Origin of the sequence: Streptococcus sp. LMAG:39 (genome assembly GCF_008680485.1) — a bacterium.
GTDB lineage: Bacteria > Bacillota > Bacilli > Lactobacillales > Streptococcaceae > Streptococcus > Streptococcus pasteurianus.
The window spans coordinates 1721464-1737609 of the sequence record NZ_NALE01000001.1; the positions used below are offsets into that span (position 1 = coordinate 1721464).

At 37.6% G+C, this 16146-nt stretch carries 16 protein-coding genes; all 16 read left to right on the forward strand.

All coding sequences use genetic code 11. From position 1 onward, the window contains the following. The first annotated feature begins 3 nt into the window (after window positions 1–3). The gene (locus tag CCC20_RS08930) at window positions 4–1386 is read left to right on the forward strand and encodes a phage portal protein (RefSeq protein ID WP_058692245.1); all 1383 of its coding nucleotides are present in this window, start codon (window positions 4–6) and stop codon (window positions 1384–1386) included. Further along, window positions 1379–2980: a minor capsid protein gene (locus tag CCC20_RS08935; protein WP_058692246.1), complete on the forward strand. Its 1602-nt coding sequence runs from the start codon at window positions 1379–1381 to the stop codon at window positions 2978–2980. Before CCC20_RS08930 ends, CCC20_RS08935 begins: the two co-directional genes overlap by 8 nt. Further along, entirely contained in the window at window positions 2977–3159 is a 183-nt protein-coding gene (locus tag CCC20_RS08940; RefSeq protein ID WP_058692247.1) for a hypothetical protein, read from the forward strand. The genes CCC20_RS08935 and CCC20_RS08940 overlap by 4 nt, the downstream gene beginning before the upstream one ends. A 286-nt stretch (window positions 3160–3445) precedes the next feature. Then, window positions 3446–4018 (forward strand): DUF4355 domain-containing protein, encoded by a 573-nt coding sequence (locus CCC20_RS08945; protein ID WP_058692248.1) that lies wholly within the window; start codon window positions 3446–3448, stop codon window positions 4016–4018. Window positions 4019–4025: 7 nt separating this feature from the next. Beyond that, a complete protein-coding gene (locus CCC20_RS08950; RefSeq protein WP_058692249.1) occupies window positions 4026–4874 on the forward strand; it encodes a N4-gp56 family major capsid protein in 849 nt (282 codons plus the stop codon). Between the two features lie 11 nt (window positions 4875–4885). Further along, window positions 4886–5059 (forward strand): Rho termination factor N-terminal domain-containing protein, encoded by a 174-nt coding sequence (locus CCC20_RS08955; protein ID WP_081048582.1) that lies wholly within the window; start codon window positions 4886–4888, stop codon window positions 5057–5059. Continuing rightward, window positions 5052–5237 carry a hypothetical protein gene (locus tag CCC20_RS08960; RefSeq protein WP_058692250.1) on the forward strand — a complete coding sequence of 62 codons (186 nt, stop codon included), beginning with the start codon at window positions 5052–5054 and terminating at the stop codon, window positions 5235–5237. Before CCC20_RS08955 ends, CCC20_RS08960 begins: the two co-directional genes overlap by 8 nt. Before the next feature lie 16 nt (window positions 5238–5253). Then, complete coding sequence (locus CCC20_RS08965; RefSeq protein ID WP_058692251.1) at window positions 5254–5604, forward strand: phage head-tail connector protein; 351 nt, start codon at window positions 5254–5256, stop codon at window positions 5602–5604. Between the two features lie 251 nt (window positions 5605–5855). Further along, window positions 5856–6374 carry an HK97-gp10 family putative phage morphogenesis protein gene (locus CCC20_RS08970; protein WP_287180052.1) on the forward strand — a complete coding sequence of 173 codons (519 nt, stop codon included), beginning with the start codon at window positions 5856–5858 and terminating at the stop codon, window positions 6372–6374. After that, window positions 6371–6739: a hypothetical protein gene (locus tag CCC20_RS08975; RefSeq protein WP_058692254.1), complete on the forward strand. Its 369-nt coding sequence runs from the start codon at window positions 6371–6373 to the stop codon at window positions 6737–6739. Before CCC20_RS08970 ends, CCC20_RS08975 begins: the two co-directional genes overlap by 4 nt. A 3-nt stretch (window positions 6740–6742) precedes the next feature. Then, on the forward strand, window positions 6743–7159 hold the full coding sequence (locus tag CCC20_RS08980; protein ID WP_058692255.1) for a phage tail tube protein: 417 nt from the start codon (window positions 6743–6745) through the stop codon (window positions 7157–7159). A 4-nt stretch (window positions 7160–7163) separates the two neighbouring features. Continuing rightward, window positions 7164–7538 (forward strand): DUF6096 family protein, encoded by a 375-nt coding sequence (locus CCC20_RS08985; protein ID WP_058692256.1) that lies wholly within the window; start codon window positions 7164–7166, stop codon window positions 7536–7538. After that, window positions 7535–7948 (forward strand): hypothetical protein, encoded by a 414-nt coding sequence (locus CCC20_RS08990; RefSeq protein ID WP_238374689.1) that lies wholly within the window; start codon window positions 7535–7537, stop codon window positions 7946–7948. Before CCC20_RS08985 ends, CCC20_RS08990 begins: the two co-directional genes overlap by 4 nt. After that, window positions 7932–11291, forward strand: coding sequence for a phage tail protein (locus CCC20_RS08995; protein ID WP_058692257.1), 3360 nt, complete (start codon window positions 7932–7934; stop codon window positions 11289–11291). The genes CCC20_RS08990 and CCC20_RS08995 overlap by 17 nt, the downstream gene beginning before the upstream one ends. A gap of 8 nt (window positions 11292–11299) precedes the next feature. Next, complete coding sequence (locus CCC20_RS09000; protein WP_058692258.1) at window positions 11300–11650, forward strand: DUF6711 family protein; 351 nt, start codon at window positions 11300–11302, stop codon at window positions 11648–11650. Window positions 11651–11653: 3 nt separating this feature from the next. After that, a complete protein-coding gene (locus CCC20_RS09005; protein ID WP_287180054.1) occupies window positions 11654–16144 on the forward strand; it encodes a phage head spike fiber domain-containing protein in 4491 nt (1496 codons plus the stop codon). Window positions 16145–16146: the final 2 nt, after the last annotated feature.

The following is a 16146-nucleotide window of genomic DNA, read 5'->3' on the forward strand; positions in this document are numbered from 1 at the left end:
CACATGCAGGACGATACATTGATTTATTCTCGTAGCAAATACGACGAAGAAAACCTAAATCTTGACATTATTTATAAACTTATCACCGTTCATGCTTCAGAAAGCAAACGGCTGAAAACGTTGAAAGATTACTACCTTGGAAAGCATGATATTTTAAATCATAAACGACGGTCAAATTTACCAAACTTTAAAACAGTTGCTAATCACGCTAAAGATATTGCCGACACGTCAACTGGGTATTTCATGGGTAACAGTATCACATACACGAATACGTCAGAAGCAGATATTGAACCGTTGCTTAATGCGTTTGATAAAGCAGATGTGGACCATGTAGATAACGAAAATGCTTTAAATATGGCTATTTATGGTCGTGCATATGAATTTATTTATGCAAAGGAAGATGAAGTAGAGTTAAGCGTTCGAAGTCTTGAGCCAGAAAATACATTTATTGTTTATGATGACTCTATCGAACAATGTCCTCTATTTGCTGTTTATTATTATGATATTATAGATGATGTTAGTCAAAATACCACATACAAAGCAGAGGTTTTAACGGAAAATTACCATTATCAGATGACTTTGCGAGGTTTTGAGGACGTTAATAATAAGTCATCAGCACCAGAAGAACATCATATGGGCGCTATTCCTATCGTTGAGTATCGAAACAATAGTTTAATGATTGGTGATTATGAGCAACAGCTAGGTTTGATTGATGCCTATAATTCATTGACTGCTAATCGTGTGAACGATAAAGAACAAGCTATCAATTCTATTTTGGTGCTTTACGGTGCTAGTTTAGCAGATAGTGCAGAGGAAGCACGCGAAGCTATGCAGATTTTGAGTGAGGAAGGCTTGCTTGAATTACCACCAGATGCTAAGGCAGATTTCTTAAATAATGTGCTAGATGAAAATGCTATTGAGGTGTTGCGTAAAGCGTTGAAACAAGACATTTACACATTTAGTCATGTTCCTAATTTAACAGATGAGAATTTCGCTAGTAATGTGTCTGGTGTGGCTATGGAGTACAAGCTGTTGGGCTTAGAAATGATTACTAAGACTAAAGAACAGCATTATAGTAAGTCACTTCGTAAGCGTATTAAGCTATTTTGTAACTATTTAGGTTTAAAACAAATTGCACTTGACGCAAAAGCAATCGTACCACAATATAAGCGTGGTTTGCCTAAGAATTTGCTTGAATTGTCTCAAATCATCAACAATCTTGATGGCAAGGTTAGTCTTCGTCAATTGATTTCTTTATTGCCGTTTGTCGAAGATCCAGATGCAGAATTAAAAGCGCTTGAGGAAGAACAAGAAAATAAGACTGACGAAGCGCCTGCATTTGTCCAAAATTTGCCATTAGACGAAGAAGATGATGTAGATGAGTAAGAAGTTAAGCTACTGGGAACGTCGTAAAGCACAGCTTATCTTTAATCAAATGGATAAAGCAGAAAAACAAGCAGATTCGTTTGACGCCATTTACGACGAAGCCAAACGTTATTTAACCAGACAATCTAACAAAGTATTTGATAAGTTTCAACGTGATTATGGCTTGACTGAAAAAGAAGCACGTTTAGTATTAAAGACAATAAAAGATGATAAGACAATTGATAATCTTAAACGACAGCTTCAAGCACAACCAGATAATTCAAACATTAATCAATTGTTAGCTGATTTAGACAGCCCAGCTTTTGCTTTTAGAATTAATCGCTTTAATGATTTGCAGAAACAGATTGATAATATTTCTAACAAGGTATATCAAAGCGAAAAGCAACAATCGGATACTTATTATTCTGATTTCATGAATGATAGTTATTATCATCATACTTACGAGCTTCAAAAACGCCTTGGTGTTGCATATGATTTTAACACCTTACCGGAGCGTGAGATTTCGTGTTTACAGCGTTCTAATTGGTATGGGGATAATTATTCAAGCAGAATTTGGAACAACACACAGGCGCTAGCAGATAGCCTAAAAAACGAGCTTTTAATTGGGCTTATGACTGGGCGTAGCACTCGTGATATTGCTGATATTATTTCACAACGTTTTGATGTTGGGAAGAATGCTTCAAGGCGATTGGTTCGAACAGAATCAGCTTATTATCATGGTCAAATGGAACTAAAAAGCTATGATGAAGCTGACATCAGTCAATATCAATTTGTAGCTACGCTTGACTTAAGGACGTCGACTATTTGCCGTGAACATGACCAAATGGTTTATAAAACGAAAGAAGCGACAGTCGGCGTTAACTATCCACCTATGCACCCTTGGTGTCGTTCGACAACCATTGCTTACTTTGATGATAAGTGGGCTAAAGGTAAGAAACGACGTGCGAAGGACCCTAAAACAGGTAAAAACATACTTGTTCCAGCTGATATGACTTATGATGACTGGTACACTAAACATGTAAAACCGTTGTATAAAGTTGACGGTTTGAAACAGTCTGATATTGATAGAGCTAACCAACAATACATCAAATACAAAGACATTTTAGGGGATGAAAGAACTCCTAAAACGCTGGCAGATTTTGTTGATTTAAAGTATAATAATGCTGAGGGATACAAGCAGTTAAGACTTAAATCACGTCTGCAAGAACACATAAATAATGGTGATTTGTCTTTGACTATTAATCAAGACAAACAAAATAGGCACACTCAAAATCATAAAGCTTATAATAATTATGTACAACATAATAAGTCAAAAGGAAAACCAATACCAGGTTATCTTACTGTGGATAATGCGACTGTCCAAAAGATTATAAACGATAATTATTTGAACGGCACAATTATTAGACGACAGAGTGGTCAGTATAGTGCTATTATTAAAATAGATACTAAGAGTGGTGTAGCTTATTGCATTCATGATTTAACAGGAGCTAACCCAATTGCGACTGATGAATTCACAATACATATTTCAAAATCGACAACGCATTTAGTTCCAAGAATACCAAGCGATAATAAAACTAAAGGAGGTGCCTCATGAAATTGTGGGAATATATAAATAAAGATGTTCGTATCATTTTAAATGATGGTACGTCTGTGGCTGGTAAAGTTTCTGATTGGTTTGATGGCTATGATATTGATGGCGAAGATGAAATCGTCATAGACAATCAATCGTACTCAGAAGACAATATTAAACAAATAGAAATCATAAGCACTTAGTCAATTTGATTAGGTGCTTTTCTTATGCTTAAAAGGAGATAAAATTTATGGTAAATTTCATCTGGCAATTAGCCAGTTTTTTATTTGGCTTTATTACAGTAGTGTTTTTATTGATTGTATTAATAACGTCTATTTTGGCTTTTATTAAAGCATTCATCAAGGAAGTTATTAAAGCTCTAAAAGAATAGTCGTAGTAATACTGCTTTTATTTTGTCCAGGCATGGAAGACGTTAAAAGCTATGGATTTAATAGTCGGGGACGACTTAAAACATAGGAGGTGCCAATTATGGCAGAAAAAAACGATAACGTTGAAGTGGTAGAAACTGATAAGACTGCTGCAGGGTCTGAACAATCAGAATCACAAGACGAGAAAAAGTACACAGACGCAGATGTTGATGCCATTATCGACAAGAAATTTGCAAAATGGAGAGCTGACCAAGAAGCTAAAGAATCTGAAGCTAAAAAGTTAGCTAAGATGAACGCTGACGATAAACAAGCATATCAACTTAAAAAACGTGAGCAAGAATTGGCTGACCGTGAAGCAGAAATCAATAAACGTGAATTGACAGCAGAAGCTAAATCTATTCTAAGCGAACGTGGCTTACCAATTGAATTAGTTAACAACGTCAATTTGACTGATGCAGATAGTGTACATGAATCAATTGACCAACTACAAAAGAGTTGGGAGGAAGCTGTTCAAAAAGGTGTTTCAGAACGTATTAAGGGTGGCAAAACAATTAAAAAAGCACCAGGTGCACCAGCTGAAATTACCAAAGAACAGTTTGACAAAATGGGTTATAAGAGCCGTAATGAGCTGTTCGAACGTAATCCTGAACTATATAACAAACTGAAAGGATAATTAAACTATGCCAACAGGAACTACTAAATTAGCAAACATGATTAATCCAGAAGTTATGGCAGATATGGTTTCTGCTAAACTTCCAAAACTATTGAAATTTACACCGCTTGCTTATGTCGAAACAGCACTTGAAGGGCAACCAGGAAGCGTTCTAACGGTTCCAGCTTTCGAGTATGCAGGTGATGCTACAGATGTTGCCGAAGGGGAAGCTATTCCACTTGACCAATTGACAACTAAAAAGACAACAATGACTATCAAAAAAGCTGGTAAAGGGTATGAAATTACCGACGAAGCTGTTTTATCTGGACTTGGTGACCCTATCGGACAAGCAACTTATCAACTCGGCTTGGCTATTGCTAACAAAATTGATAATGACATTGTGGAACTTGCTAAAACAGCTACACAACACGTTGCTGAAGCACCAACAACACTTGAAACAATTGACAAAGCACTTCAAATTTTTGAAGATGAAGAAGATGTACGTTATGTCGCTGTCATCAATCCAAAAGATGCCATTTCACTAAAAGCGAATATTGGCAAAGAATGGGTTAAAGGTTCAGAACTTGGCGCAGAAATGGTTGTGTCTGGTACGTTTGGTGAAGCTGGTGGCGTTCAAATTGTCCGTTCTAAGAAAGTAGAACAAGGCAAAGGTTTCCTTGTGCAAGTATCTGCTAAACAAACAGATCCAGATGACGAAGCTAAATACGGTGCATTCGTTATCAACTTGAAACGTAACGTTGCTATTGAAACAGACCGCGACATTATCAAGAAGACAACTGTCATTACTGGTGATGAACACTATGGTGTTTATCTATATGACCAATCAAAAGTTGTCAAATTTGGCGGGACAGAATAAGGAGTATTTTTATGGGAATGCTACTAAGACGCCATTACTTGCCTAAAAAAACTGCGAAAGTTGAAGAAACTGATATCTTGTCAGATTTGAACGTTAAAGAGCTAAAAGGATTAGCTAAGCAACGTGGTGTTGAGGGTTATAGCACTTTGACAAAACAGGAACTTTTGGAGGCGCTAAATGGTTAAATTAAAAGTGTTGCAAGATTTCCACGACTGGCAAGCAAAAGTTTTGCGTCCCAAAGGAGCAGTTATTGAAGTGACTGAGAAACGTTTCAAAGAACTATCTAAAAACCTTGAAGCGCAGGGCGTCAAAACTGATACAGTCGTGGAAGTTGTTAAGGAAGATAAGAAATCTTCTAAGTAACAAGTAAGGAGGTTTCATGGACAATCTTGAAACTTTACAAACGTTAACTGGCGAGAGTGATTCAAAATTACTTTCGCCTTTACTTTTGCGGGCTAAAAATATTATTTTGACAATGACGAACCGAACAAAACTAATTCCAGTTTTGGAAGGTTTACAGCTTGAATTGGCTCTGGAATTGTACAACAAACAAGGTAGCGAAGGTGAATCATCACGTAGTGAAGGTGGTGTATCGGTCAGCTATAAAGACGGTGTTTCAGAGACATTAAAAGCTAGTATTAATCAATACCGATTAGCAAAGGTGGGCGGATATGCGTTTGAAAAAGAACAGACTGAAACCGTATCTACTAAAGAAACATCAGACGGTTAAAACTAACGAGGGTCTAAAAAGGACTGGCTATAGTGATGAAGGTGTTACGATTTATGTAGAAATATGGCCAGCGTCAGGCAATGTACAAGCAGAAGTATACGGACAACGATTAAGCTATATTTTAAATGCTTTGGTTGAACGTGATACAACGATTAATGAGCTTGACGGGCTATGTATTGATAGTGATAACGTGACACATAAAGTCATTTCAATAAAAACCTACAGCAATCACAAGGTGTTGGAGTTAGAAGATGTCAGAAATCGTTAATGCTGATAAATTGATTGCAAAGTTACACAGGCTATCTGACAGCAGAGCGGCTACAGATATTGTTTTGACGGCTGTCAACGGTGGTGGGAAAATGGTACAAGGTGAAGCTAAGCTAGGAGCCCCCGTAAATTCGGGTGAATTGCGTAACGAAGGCATACAAGTAAAAGCCGAAGCTAAAAGCGTTGGTGAAGCGATAGCAGTTGTTTACGTTACGAAAGAATATGGTATATACGTTGAACTTGGAACAGGACCAGTTGGACAAGCTAACCATTCAGGTATTTCACCAGAAATCAGTGTCTCTTATCGTTCGACGCCGTGGTATGTTCATGAAAGTCAAATTGATGTAGGACCATACCACTTCCAAAAAGTAGGTGAATTTTATAAGATGTATGGTCAGCCGGCACAGCCTTATCTATACCCTGCATTGAAAAATAACGAGAAACGTGTTTCACAGTATATTTGCACTTACGTTAACAAAAGGATAAAGGAAATTGTCAAATGATTAATATTAAACCGCTTATTTATAAAGAGCTTGAGAAGCTCACGGATAATGTCACAGACACTTATCCAGATGATTGGGAACATTTCCCAGTGGTTATCTATTTAGAAGAGGAAAATAAGCCTTATGAACAATACGATAACCAAGAACAAAAAACATATGTCAGATATAAGGTCGATATCTTTAACAACGATACAACAAGTGATATGGCTACGTCTATCAACTCTATCTTTGCAAGTTTGGGACTTAAACGTACGACTTGCCAAGATGTGCCAGACCCTAGCAATTTACGTCACAAGTTAATGCGTTTTGAAGGTATTGTTGACCTTAACTCTGAACTTGTTTATCAACAAAGAATGGAAGGATAATTTATGTTAGCAAATGGAATTACACTAGGTTACTCAACTTCTGGTAAAACTAGTTTTACGAATTTGACAGGACTGAAAGAAGTCCCTGAAATTGGGGTTGATCCAGAAAAAGTAGATAACACTACATTGGCAGACTCAGTTAAACAATACGAACTTGGTATTGGTGATGCAGGCGAATTGGAATACAAATTTGCTTTTTCAAATACTAAAGAAACTGATTCGTACCGTGTCTTGCGTAAATTACAAGAAGCAGGAACAATTACCAACTTTGAACATAAATACCCAGACGGTACTAAAGTTCTATTTTCTGGTCAAGTTTCAGTTAAAATCGGTAGCGGTGCTGTCAATGGTGTTATTGAATTTACAGCAAGCATTGCGTTGCAATCAGCACTTGAATTTACAGACCCAATCGGAGGATAATTAAATGTCATTACCATACACAACTTGGAAAATCGGCGAAGTTGAACACAAATTACGTTTGACAACACGTCAAGCAGTTGCAGTTGAAGAAAAATTGGGAGTCAATCTTCTCAAGGTATTCATGCCACGCCAAGATGAAGATTTTCCTTTGCCACCACTTAAAGTGATGTTGGTGGTTATTCACGGCGCTTTGCAAAAATTTGAGCATGGTGTCACACTAGATGATGTTTACGACATGCACGACGATTACGTTGATGCAGGTGGTGACCAAACTTCTTTATTAATGGACGTTATTATCCCACTTTTTGAAAATTCGGGTTTTATGCCAAAACAGAAAGAAACGACGGACGAACAAGCGACGCTAACCACAGTGAAGTGACAACATCTGTCGAAATTATTTCTGCTAAAGATTATATCAATGGACTGTATCCTATGTTTTTGGACATCAAGGGCAGTCCTTTTGACTTTTGGGAGTACACGGTTGCTGAAATCGTTGATTTAATTGATAGCTATAATCGTGTCTATACACAAAAACGAAAAGAACAGATTATAAATAACTATCAATTATCACAAATGATTGCTAATCATGTTTCTTGTTTACTGTCTTCTGATTCTAAACCATTAGAGGTTTGGGAATATGCACCAGATTTATTTGATAAAGAGCGTGAACAAGTCGAAGAAGAACGTAGGCAACGTGATTTATTAATGCACAAAGAACGCATGCGTGCGTTTGCAACACAGTTTAATAATCATTTTAGAAAGGAGGACGCACATGAGCATGACTCTTGAGGAACTTCAAGTTGTTATTGACGCTAAAATTGCACCATTTAAACAAAAGATGCAAGAAGTTGAAAGTAAGGTAAAGAGCTCAAATAACAAGGTTCAAAGTAGTACATCTGGTATTAAAAATGCTTTTAGTAAACTCGCTAAGATAACTGCTTTTGCATACATTGGCAAAAAAATGGTTGATGTCGGTATGTATTCGACACAAATGGCGTTGAAAGTAACGGCTTCTGTGAACCAAATTAAGCGTCAAATGGGCGAGAGCTCACAAACATTCTTAAAATGGATTGAAAACAACGCTAATGCAATGAATATGTCCATTTCAGATGCGACACAATATGCATCCGTTTATTCCAATTTATTTAGTGGTTTTATTAAGGATTCTGGTAAACTAAGCGCCTATACAGGTAAAATGTTACAAACATCAGCCGTTATTGCGGAGGGTACTGGACGAAGTATTACGGATGTTATGGAGCGTATTCGCTCTGGGTTACTTGGTAATACTGAAGCTATTGAAGATTTAGGAATCAACGTCAATGTATCCATGATTGAATCCACAAATGCGTTTAAACGTTTTGCAAATGGGCAATCTTGGCAACAGTTGGACTACAACACACAACAACAAATTCGATTAATGGCTATTTTAGAACAAGCAACGGCGAAATATGGTAATACACTTTCCAATTCCGTAAATAGTCGTGTTAGCTTATTCAAGTCACTTTTAAAAGATACAGCATTAAACATTGGTAGTGCTTTGTTGCCAATTCTTAATGCTGTTATGCCAATTTTAAACTCACTAGCAATGGCATTAAAGAACGCTACAGCTAAACTAGCTGAATTTGTTAGCTTGATGTTTAATAAAAAGGCAAAGGTTAAGAATAGTGCGTTGGATTCTTTGTCTAAAAATTTTGGCGGTCTAACTAATAATGCTAATGATGCAGCAGGCGCTGTAGATGATGTTGCGGACAGCTTAGGTGACGCAGATGACGCATCAAGTGGTATCGCTGATAGCTTAGATGATACGGCAGATAGTGCTAAGAAAGCTGTTAAAGAGCTACTTGGTCTGGCTAGTTTTGATGAAATTAATAGTCTTGGTTCAAATGATTCTGATTCATCTAGCCCTAATTCAAGTTCACCTTCTAATGGTTCAGGAAAAGGCGATTCTGGTGCTAACGGTGGAAGTGATATTTTACCAGAAGTTGAGCTTGAAGATTTAGACAACAATTTTAAGAGTATTTTTGATGGTTGGGACAAAACATTAAAACCTCTATTAGACTATCTTTCAAAACTAAAAGATTTGTTTAAAGACGGCTTTAATGTTTCGTTTAGGGCTGACAGTCTTGAACGTTTCAAGGAAGCTCTAAAAGGTATTTGGCAGTCATTAAAAGATATTTTTGAAGATGGAACGGTATTAGCAGCCGCTGCGAAATTTGGTGAAAAATTAGCTTATGCTTTAGGGCAAACAACAGGAGCTATAGCCAATGTCATCATGGGAATTGCGGTATTTATCGCTGAAAGCCTTAATAAATCGCTCAATGAAACCAAATTTGACATAAAAAGTTGGCTAATTAGGCAATTCGAAATATCTGGCGACCTAGTAGCACATATTGGAAATATTGCACAAGCGCTTGGGCAAATATTCTATGACACTATTACAAGCACACCAGCTACTGATATAGGTAGTCATATTATTTCGGCGTTCACCTATGCAGGAATGGGAATAGCAGAGTTATACACTAAGTCTTTGCGTGATATGTTTGGTGCTGTTGATACTATCTTGACTGAAAATCAAAACAAAATTACTCGTAATTTAACAGGATTACTTTCGGCGGCTGAACCAGCTTTTGCTTCGCTAAAAAATTTAGTTAAAAATACTATGTCTGCTATCAATGCGACCTATGACGAACATATCAAACCGTTTGTTGATTCTTTGGCAAGTGGTTGGTCAGAAATCGTAGGAACGTTCCTAGATAGTTGGAATACTTATATCCAACCAGTGCTTGATAATATCGGGCAAGGTTTCTCTGACTTAATGTCTAACCACATTCAACCGATGATTGAAAAAGCGTTAGATTATTTCGGAGACATCATAGACGATTTAAAAGTTATTTGGGAAAATGTATTACAACCATTCTTTAATTGGCTAGCAGAGTGGATAGTTCCAATATTAGCACCTGCTATTCAATATTTAGCAGACGTCTTCTTTGATGTTTGGGGTAAGATTGCTGATATTATTGGTGGAGTTATTGATATTCTTCAAGGCATCAACGACTTTCTTAAAGGTGTCTTTACTGGTGATTGGTCATTGGCATGGGACGGTATCAAGCAAATCTTCTCTGGTTTCTCTACCGTTCTAGAATCTCTTGTCATGATGTTGTGGAATGCTCTTATTGGACTTTTCAAAGCGGCTTGGGATACCATTGTTGCCATTGTACAAGCAGGCTGGGACGGTATTGTTAAGATATTTAGTCCAATCGGTCAATGGTTTAGTGACCGTTGGAATGATATTGTAAAAGCTTTCTCTAGTACTGGACAATGGTTTACTCAAAGATTTCAAGAAGCCTGGATTGGCTTAACTAATATTTTCCAATCTATTGGTAATTGGTTTACCGATAGATATAACGATATTACTAAAGCATTTTCAAATGTCGGCAATTGGTTTAGTCAAAACTTTAATACTGCATATTCTAACGTTCAAAATGTTTTCTCTGGCATTGGGAATTGGTTTAGGTCACGCTATAGTGATGTCACTAATGCTTTTTCTAGTATTGGTTCATGGTTTGGAAACACCTTTAGGGGGGCTTGGTCGAATGTAACTTCTGCTTTTAGTGGTGTTGCTAATTTCTTTAGAGGCATTTATAACACTATCAGAAGTTCATTTACTAATATTGGGACTGCTATTGGTTCGGCTGTTTCTGGTGCATTCCGTTCGGCAATGAATTCCGCTTTTTATACAGTTGAAAATGTTGTGAATACATTTATAGGAATGATTAATGGTGTTATCGGTGTCATTAATAAATTACCAGGCGTACATCTTGGGCGCATCGGTCGAGTTTATATTCCTAAACTTGCTCGTGGTGGTATTGTTGATAGTCCAACACTTGCCATGATTGGTGAAGCAGGTAAAGAAGCGGTCGTACCACTTGAAAATACTGGTTTCCTTCAAACTATGGGGCGTGTTGTCAGCACAGCAGTTGTTAACGCTCTGGGGTCTGGTAATCAACAGTCAGGCTTTTCAGGTGACGGTGACATCATTATCCAAATCGGTGGTAGTGAATTTGGAAGAATTGCTATTAAGGAAATCAACAAAGAACAACAACGAGCAGGTCAAATACTGCTTAAGATTTAGGAGGTTCAATGAGTAATTTAATTATAAATGGCGTTTCAGTAGTGTCACCTAAAAGTTTTCAAGTTGGTGTACAAGACGTTGACGGTGAAACTGGTCGAAACGCAAACGGCGATATGGTCAGAGACAGAATAACCACTAAACGTAAACTTGAAATTGAGTGGGGAATGTTAACGCAATCAGAATGCAGTGTGATACTTAATGCAGTATCAGCTGTATTTTTTACTGTGAGCTACCCAGACCCTATTTCTGGACAATCAACACGGACATTTTATGTTGGTGATAGAACGGCGCCAGCTTATTCATTTACTAACAAATTTAAGCCGTGGAGTGGTTTAAAATTCAATCTAATAGAAAGGTAATTTATGGTAACTTTTAACGAAGCAATGCTATCAAATGACCGTGCTTTGGCTATTAGAGTAGGTGATTTCACATCAGAAAATATCAAGAGTGCTAATTTCAAGTATGGCTATATTACTGGTGACGACTTTACACCTGGCGGGACATATGCTGGTACGGCTTCAATACTGTTTACTAGCATTGTCGAATCATTCAAAAAGCTAGATGTTGTCTATCCAGAAATTGGTCTGTTAGTTGGCAGTAAAGTTGAATGGGTCAAAATGGGGAAATATTACATTGACGATATTAAGATTGACCGAAATGCCAACACTACTGAAATTGAACTTATGGACGAAATGTTTAAGCTCAATGAAAGTTTTAAAACTGATTTAAAATACCCAGCACAAATCCGTGATGTTATTTTAGAAATCGCCACTAAGACTGGTGTTACACTTGCTAGTGATAATTTTGGAATGACAGCCATTCAACAACACGTTTCCCAACCTACAGGTGATAAACTTACGTTTAGAGATGTTCTCGGTCAAGTAAGTCAGTTGCTTGGCTTTTCTTGTTTCTTTAATCGTAATGGCGAATTGGAAGTAAGAGGATTGACTGAATCCGGTATTACGATTACTGCTGATAATTATTTTTTACACGGTCTTGAAAAAAGCGAAGTAGAGTATCAAATCGCTGGTATCACTTGCGAGGTAACTAATAACGAAAAACTAACGGTCGGCTTGCAAACTGGTAGGTCACTTGAAATTGAAAATCCATTAGCAACACAAGACACATTAAACTTGCTTTATTATGCGTTGAAAGACATTGTTTATTATCCATATGATTTGAGTTATCAAGGTCATTTAAAACTAGACGTTGGTCAATGGGTAACGATTAAAACAAACAAAGATGAAACCCTTAAGGTACCAGTGCTTTATCAATCATTTAGCTTTAGTGGTGGTTTAACAAGTACGATTAGTGCTGATAGTGTAGCTGGAAGTGATGCACAATACACTTACGGAAGTTTTGTTACTAAAAAAATTGATCAGAAATCAACACAAATCCAAGCCGAGGTGCAACAACAATTAAAATATGCTGATGAAGAATTCAAAAAAGTCAGCAATGAGATGTTGCAACAATCACTTGAATATCAAAACAGTGTTAGAAACGAACTCGCCACGTCAAAAGCAGAACTTGAAACACAGATTGACACAGCTAAAACACAAGCAGAAACTAACGCTAAAGCATACGCTGATGAAATCAACCAGGCAACAGCAGAAGTCGCAGAACAAGCGAATACAGCTGTCAACAGTTTAAAATCTGACTTAGCCAAAGTCAAAACTGATTTAACTGCCACAACGTCAACTGCAAATGACGCTAAGACGTCAGCGAGTGAAGCCAAACAACAACTCACCACAGTTGCTAACGACTTGTCTAAAGCTAAGCAAGACTTACAAACACAAGCTAGTCAGTTGACTGCACAGGCTAGCGCACAGTCTGAACTAACTAAACGTGTCTCAACAGTTGAAGAAACTGCAAACGGTACTAAGACGACTGTCAGCGAATTAAGTAAGACGGTAGATAGTAATACTAAAAATATTACAAGTGTTACTGCACGAACAAAAGTAGTCGAAGACGACTTAACAAGCACTAAAACAACGCTATCACAAGTTAAGACGACTGCGGACAGTACCAGTCAAAAAACAGCTACTTTAGAAACTGGGTTGAATGGTGTTAAAGCTGACTTAACAGCGACTACAACAACTGCAAACACGACTAAAACAAATCTTGCTAACTATCAAGCTAGCAATGATAAGGCAGTAGCTAACTTGCAAAGCAATCTACAAACAGCGAATGGCAACATTAGCAGTTTGCAGACAAAAGTTGAAGCAGTACCTGGTCAGATTACAAGTGCGGTGTCTGCGGTTGAGGGTAAGATACCGACGGAAATAGGGTCATCTAACTTATTGCGAAACACTGCGGTAAATGCTGATAACTTAAAACTTTTTGGAACGTCTAACTCAACAATTAGCATTGTCACAAAGGATGGACATCAGACATATAAAATCGTAGTGTCAGCTACCAACAATTCTGGGGTGGTTTTCAACGGTAACGCTCAATACTACAATTTAATCAAAGACAGATCTTACACGTTTAGTTTCTGGGTTTTAACTAACAAAGATAAGAGTTACAGTTTTGAGAGTTTAGGTCATATCCAAGTTTGCAATGGCAATGGCGATCAAGTTGGCAACGATATTGCACACCAACACACGACGCCCGTTTACAGTACAAATACTATAAAAGCAAATACGTGGACAAAGGTTTGGTGTACATTTAAAGCTACATCAAATAGCTATTTTAAACCATATTTCTGGTACCTGAAGACTGGTGATGAAATTTATATCTATGACATGATGTTAAATGAAGGAAAGATTCCTTTAAGCTATACGCCAGCAGTTGAAGACACACAATCTGACATCACTAAACTAAATACAACACTAACTCAAACAGCCAACGGTCTTAAACAGCTTAGCACGCAAGTAACGTCGCAAGGCAGTACGATTACATCACACACTAACTCGATTAACTCACTAACTACTGGTCTGAGTGCCAAAGTTTCACAGACTGACTTCAATACGTTAAGCGGTCGTGTAACAACTGCTGAAAACAATATCATAGCTAAAGCTAACGAGTTGAGCAGTAAGATTACGAGTGTGGAGGAAAAAATACCTACAAGCGTTGGCGGGCGGAATTTAGTTAGAGGTACTGCTAACTTTTCTTCGGGTTGGGCTTGGAATACTAAGGTTGCGACAATTACGGACATTATCGATAAGTTCAACGTATATCATGGTACGTCTACCGGTACAGATACAGCTTCGAATAACTATGATGTTCGTTTTGACAACGCTTTAACTGTTCTCCCTGATACTGAATACACTTTATCGTTTTGGGTAAAAGGTAGTGGAACTATATACAGTCATTTCTTCCCAAGCTGTGTAGCATACGGTATTAATAGTGATGGTAAAACTACTACAGCAGCTGATGGATTTATTACTCATACGCTGAAATCGAATTGGGAACGATATTGGATAACTTGGAAGACGCTACCCACCGCAAACGGACTCAAAAACGTGTTGCCGTGCCGTCAAGTTTCTACTGCTAAATCCGAAGTGTGGCTTTACGGTGTTAAGCTCGAAAAAGGCAAGATACCCACAGACTGGACACCTGCTCCCGAAGACTATGACAGTAAGTTAGCCACTGCACAGTCAGAAATCAAGCAGACAACAGACTCAATCAAAGCGAGCGTATCTGCGTTGGATAAATCAACGGTTAAGAGTGCTAGCTTGACTATTAATACAGATGGAATCGTTATGAAGGCTGGCAAGTCAACGACTGATGTTGCTAATGCGATTGGTTCTTATTTTGCTGTTAACCAAAACGCTATTAATCTGTTTTCTGACAAGATTAATGTAAAAGGAAACATGATTGTTAGTGGTGCGATTACTAGCGATAAGATAGCCAGCAAATCGATTACTACGGCACATTTGAACGGTAAAATCATTACTGCTGACGTGATTTCCACCGGTGCCATTACAGCAAATGCCATTAAAGCAGGAGCAGTAACTACAAGTGCTATGTCAGCCAATAGTATCAATGGTGACCGTATAACAGCTGGTACATTAGATGCTGCCAAAATTAAAGCAGGTAGTATTACAGCTAGTCAGATTGCTAGTGGTACGATTACCAGTAGCCAGATTAAGACTGGTGGGATTAGTGCAGCGAATATTGCTGCGGGAGCGATTACGACAGATAAAATAGCAGCAAATAGTATTAATTCTGACAAGATTGTAACAAGCGGTATTACAGCTAATGTTATCAAAGGTGGTAAATTACAATCACTATCTAACGCAACTAATTTTGAACTTGATACTGGTAAGCTTTTTTACAATAACAACAACACTGGTATTTTTCGTGTTCAAGCAAACGCTAGTACAATGGGACTTAAATTTTCAAACACTAGTATCACAGTTAGTGGAACTAGCCGAATCTTATCGCGAGTTATTTTAGGTGGTGACCGTCGTGAAACAACGCTCGATGATGGCAAATGGGACCAAGGTGGGTTTTCAGGGATTGTAATTGAAACCATTAATGGTATTACCTCGAATGTTCACGAAAAAGCTGATAGTCTACGTATTATTTCAGATAATATTTATTTTACTCATACCTATAACAATGATTCTGCATCTAATGTATCAGCTAGTGGTTGGAAAATGGAAACATATCCTCCAACTTCTACATACCCTTCTCATGTTGTGTTGAGACCATATGGGATAAGCTATCGTAATGCAGATATCATTACAGGAGATGTCCGGTTAGATAATGGTGATGGTTCTGGATACTATGTTAGAAGCTGTATTCAAATTTTAAGGAACTGTTTCCAGCATATTATTAATGGAGGAACTTCATCTAATGCAATAAACGCTATCAGAAGCGCTATATCTCAAATTTCAGGAGTTTAAAT

Bases quoted from the DNA above. Each gene is read 5' to 3' on its own strand.
- CCC20_RS08930 (WP_058692245.1), top strand. From the start codon at position 4: ATGCAGGACGATACATTGATTTATTCTCGTAGCAAATACGACGAAGAA.
- CCC20_RS08935 (WP_058692246.1), top strand. From the start codon at position 1,379: ATGAGTAAGAAGTTAAGCTACTGGGAACGTCGTAAAGCACAGCTTATC.
- CCC20_RS08940 (WP_058692247.1), top strand. From the start codon at position 2,977: ATGAAATTGTGGGAATATATAAATAAAGATGTTCGTATCATTTTAAAT.
- CCC20_RS08945 (WP_058692248.1), top strand. From the start codon at position 3,446: ATGGCAGAAAAAAACGATAACGTTGAAGTGGTAGAAACTGATAAGACT.
- CCC20_RS08950 (WP_058692249.1), top strand. From the start codon at position 4,026: ATGCCAACAGGAACTACTAAATTAGCAAACATGATTAATCCAGAAGTT.
- CCC20_RS08955 (WP_081048582.1), top strand. From the start codon at position 4,886: ATGGGAATGCTACTAAGACGCCATTACTTGCCTAAAAAAACTGCGAAA.
- CCC20_RS08960 (WP_058692250.1), top strand. From the start codon at position 5,052: ATGGTTAAATTAAAAGTGTTGCAAGATTTCCACGACTGGCAAGCAAAA.
- CCC20_RS08965 (WP_058692251.1), top strand. From the start codon at position 5,254: ATGGACAATCTTGAAACTTTACAAACGTTAACTGGCGAGAGTGATTCA.
- CCC20_RS08970 (WP_287180052.1), top strand. From the start codon at position 5,856: ATGTCAGAAATCGTTAATGCTGATAAATTGATTGCAAAGTTACACAGG.
- CCC20_RS08975 (WP_058692254.1), top strand. From the start codon at position 6,371: ATGATTAATATTAAACCGCTTATTTATAAAGAGCTTGAGAAGCTCACG.
- CCC20_RS08980 (WP_058692255.1), top strand. From the start codon at position 6,743: ATGTTAGCAAATGGAATTACACTAGGTTACTCAACTTCTGGTAAAACT.
- CCC20_RS08985 (WP_058692256.1), top strand. From the start codon at position 7,164: ATGTCATTACCATACACAACTTGGAAAATCGGCGAAGTTGAACACAAA.
- CCC20_RS08995 (WP_058692257.1), top strand. From the start codon at position 7,932: ATGAGCATGACTCTTGAGGAACTTCAAGTTGTTATTGACGCTAAAATT.
- CCC20_RS09000 (WP_058692258.1), top strand. From the start codon at position 11,300: ATGAGTAATTTAATTATAAATGGCGTTTCAGTAGTGTCACCTAAAAGT.
- CCC20_RS09005 (WP_287180054.1), top strand. From the start codon at position 11,654: ATGGTAACTTTTAACGAAGCAATGCTATCAAATGACCGTGCTTTGGCT.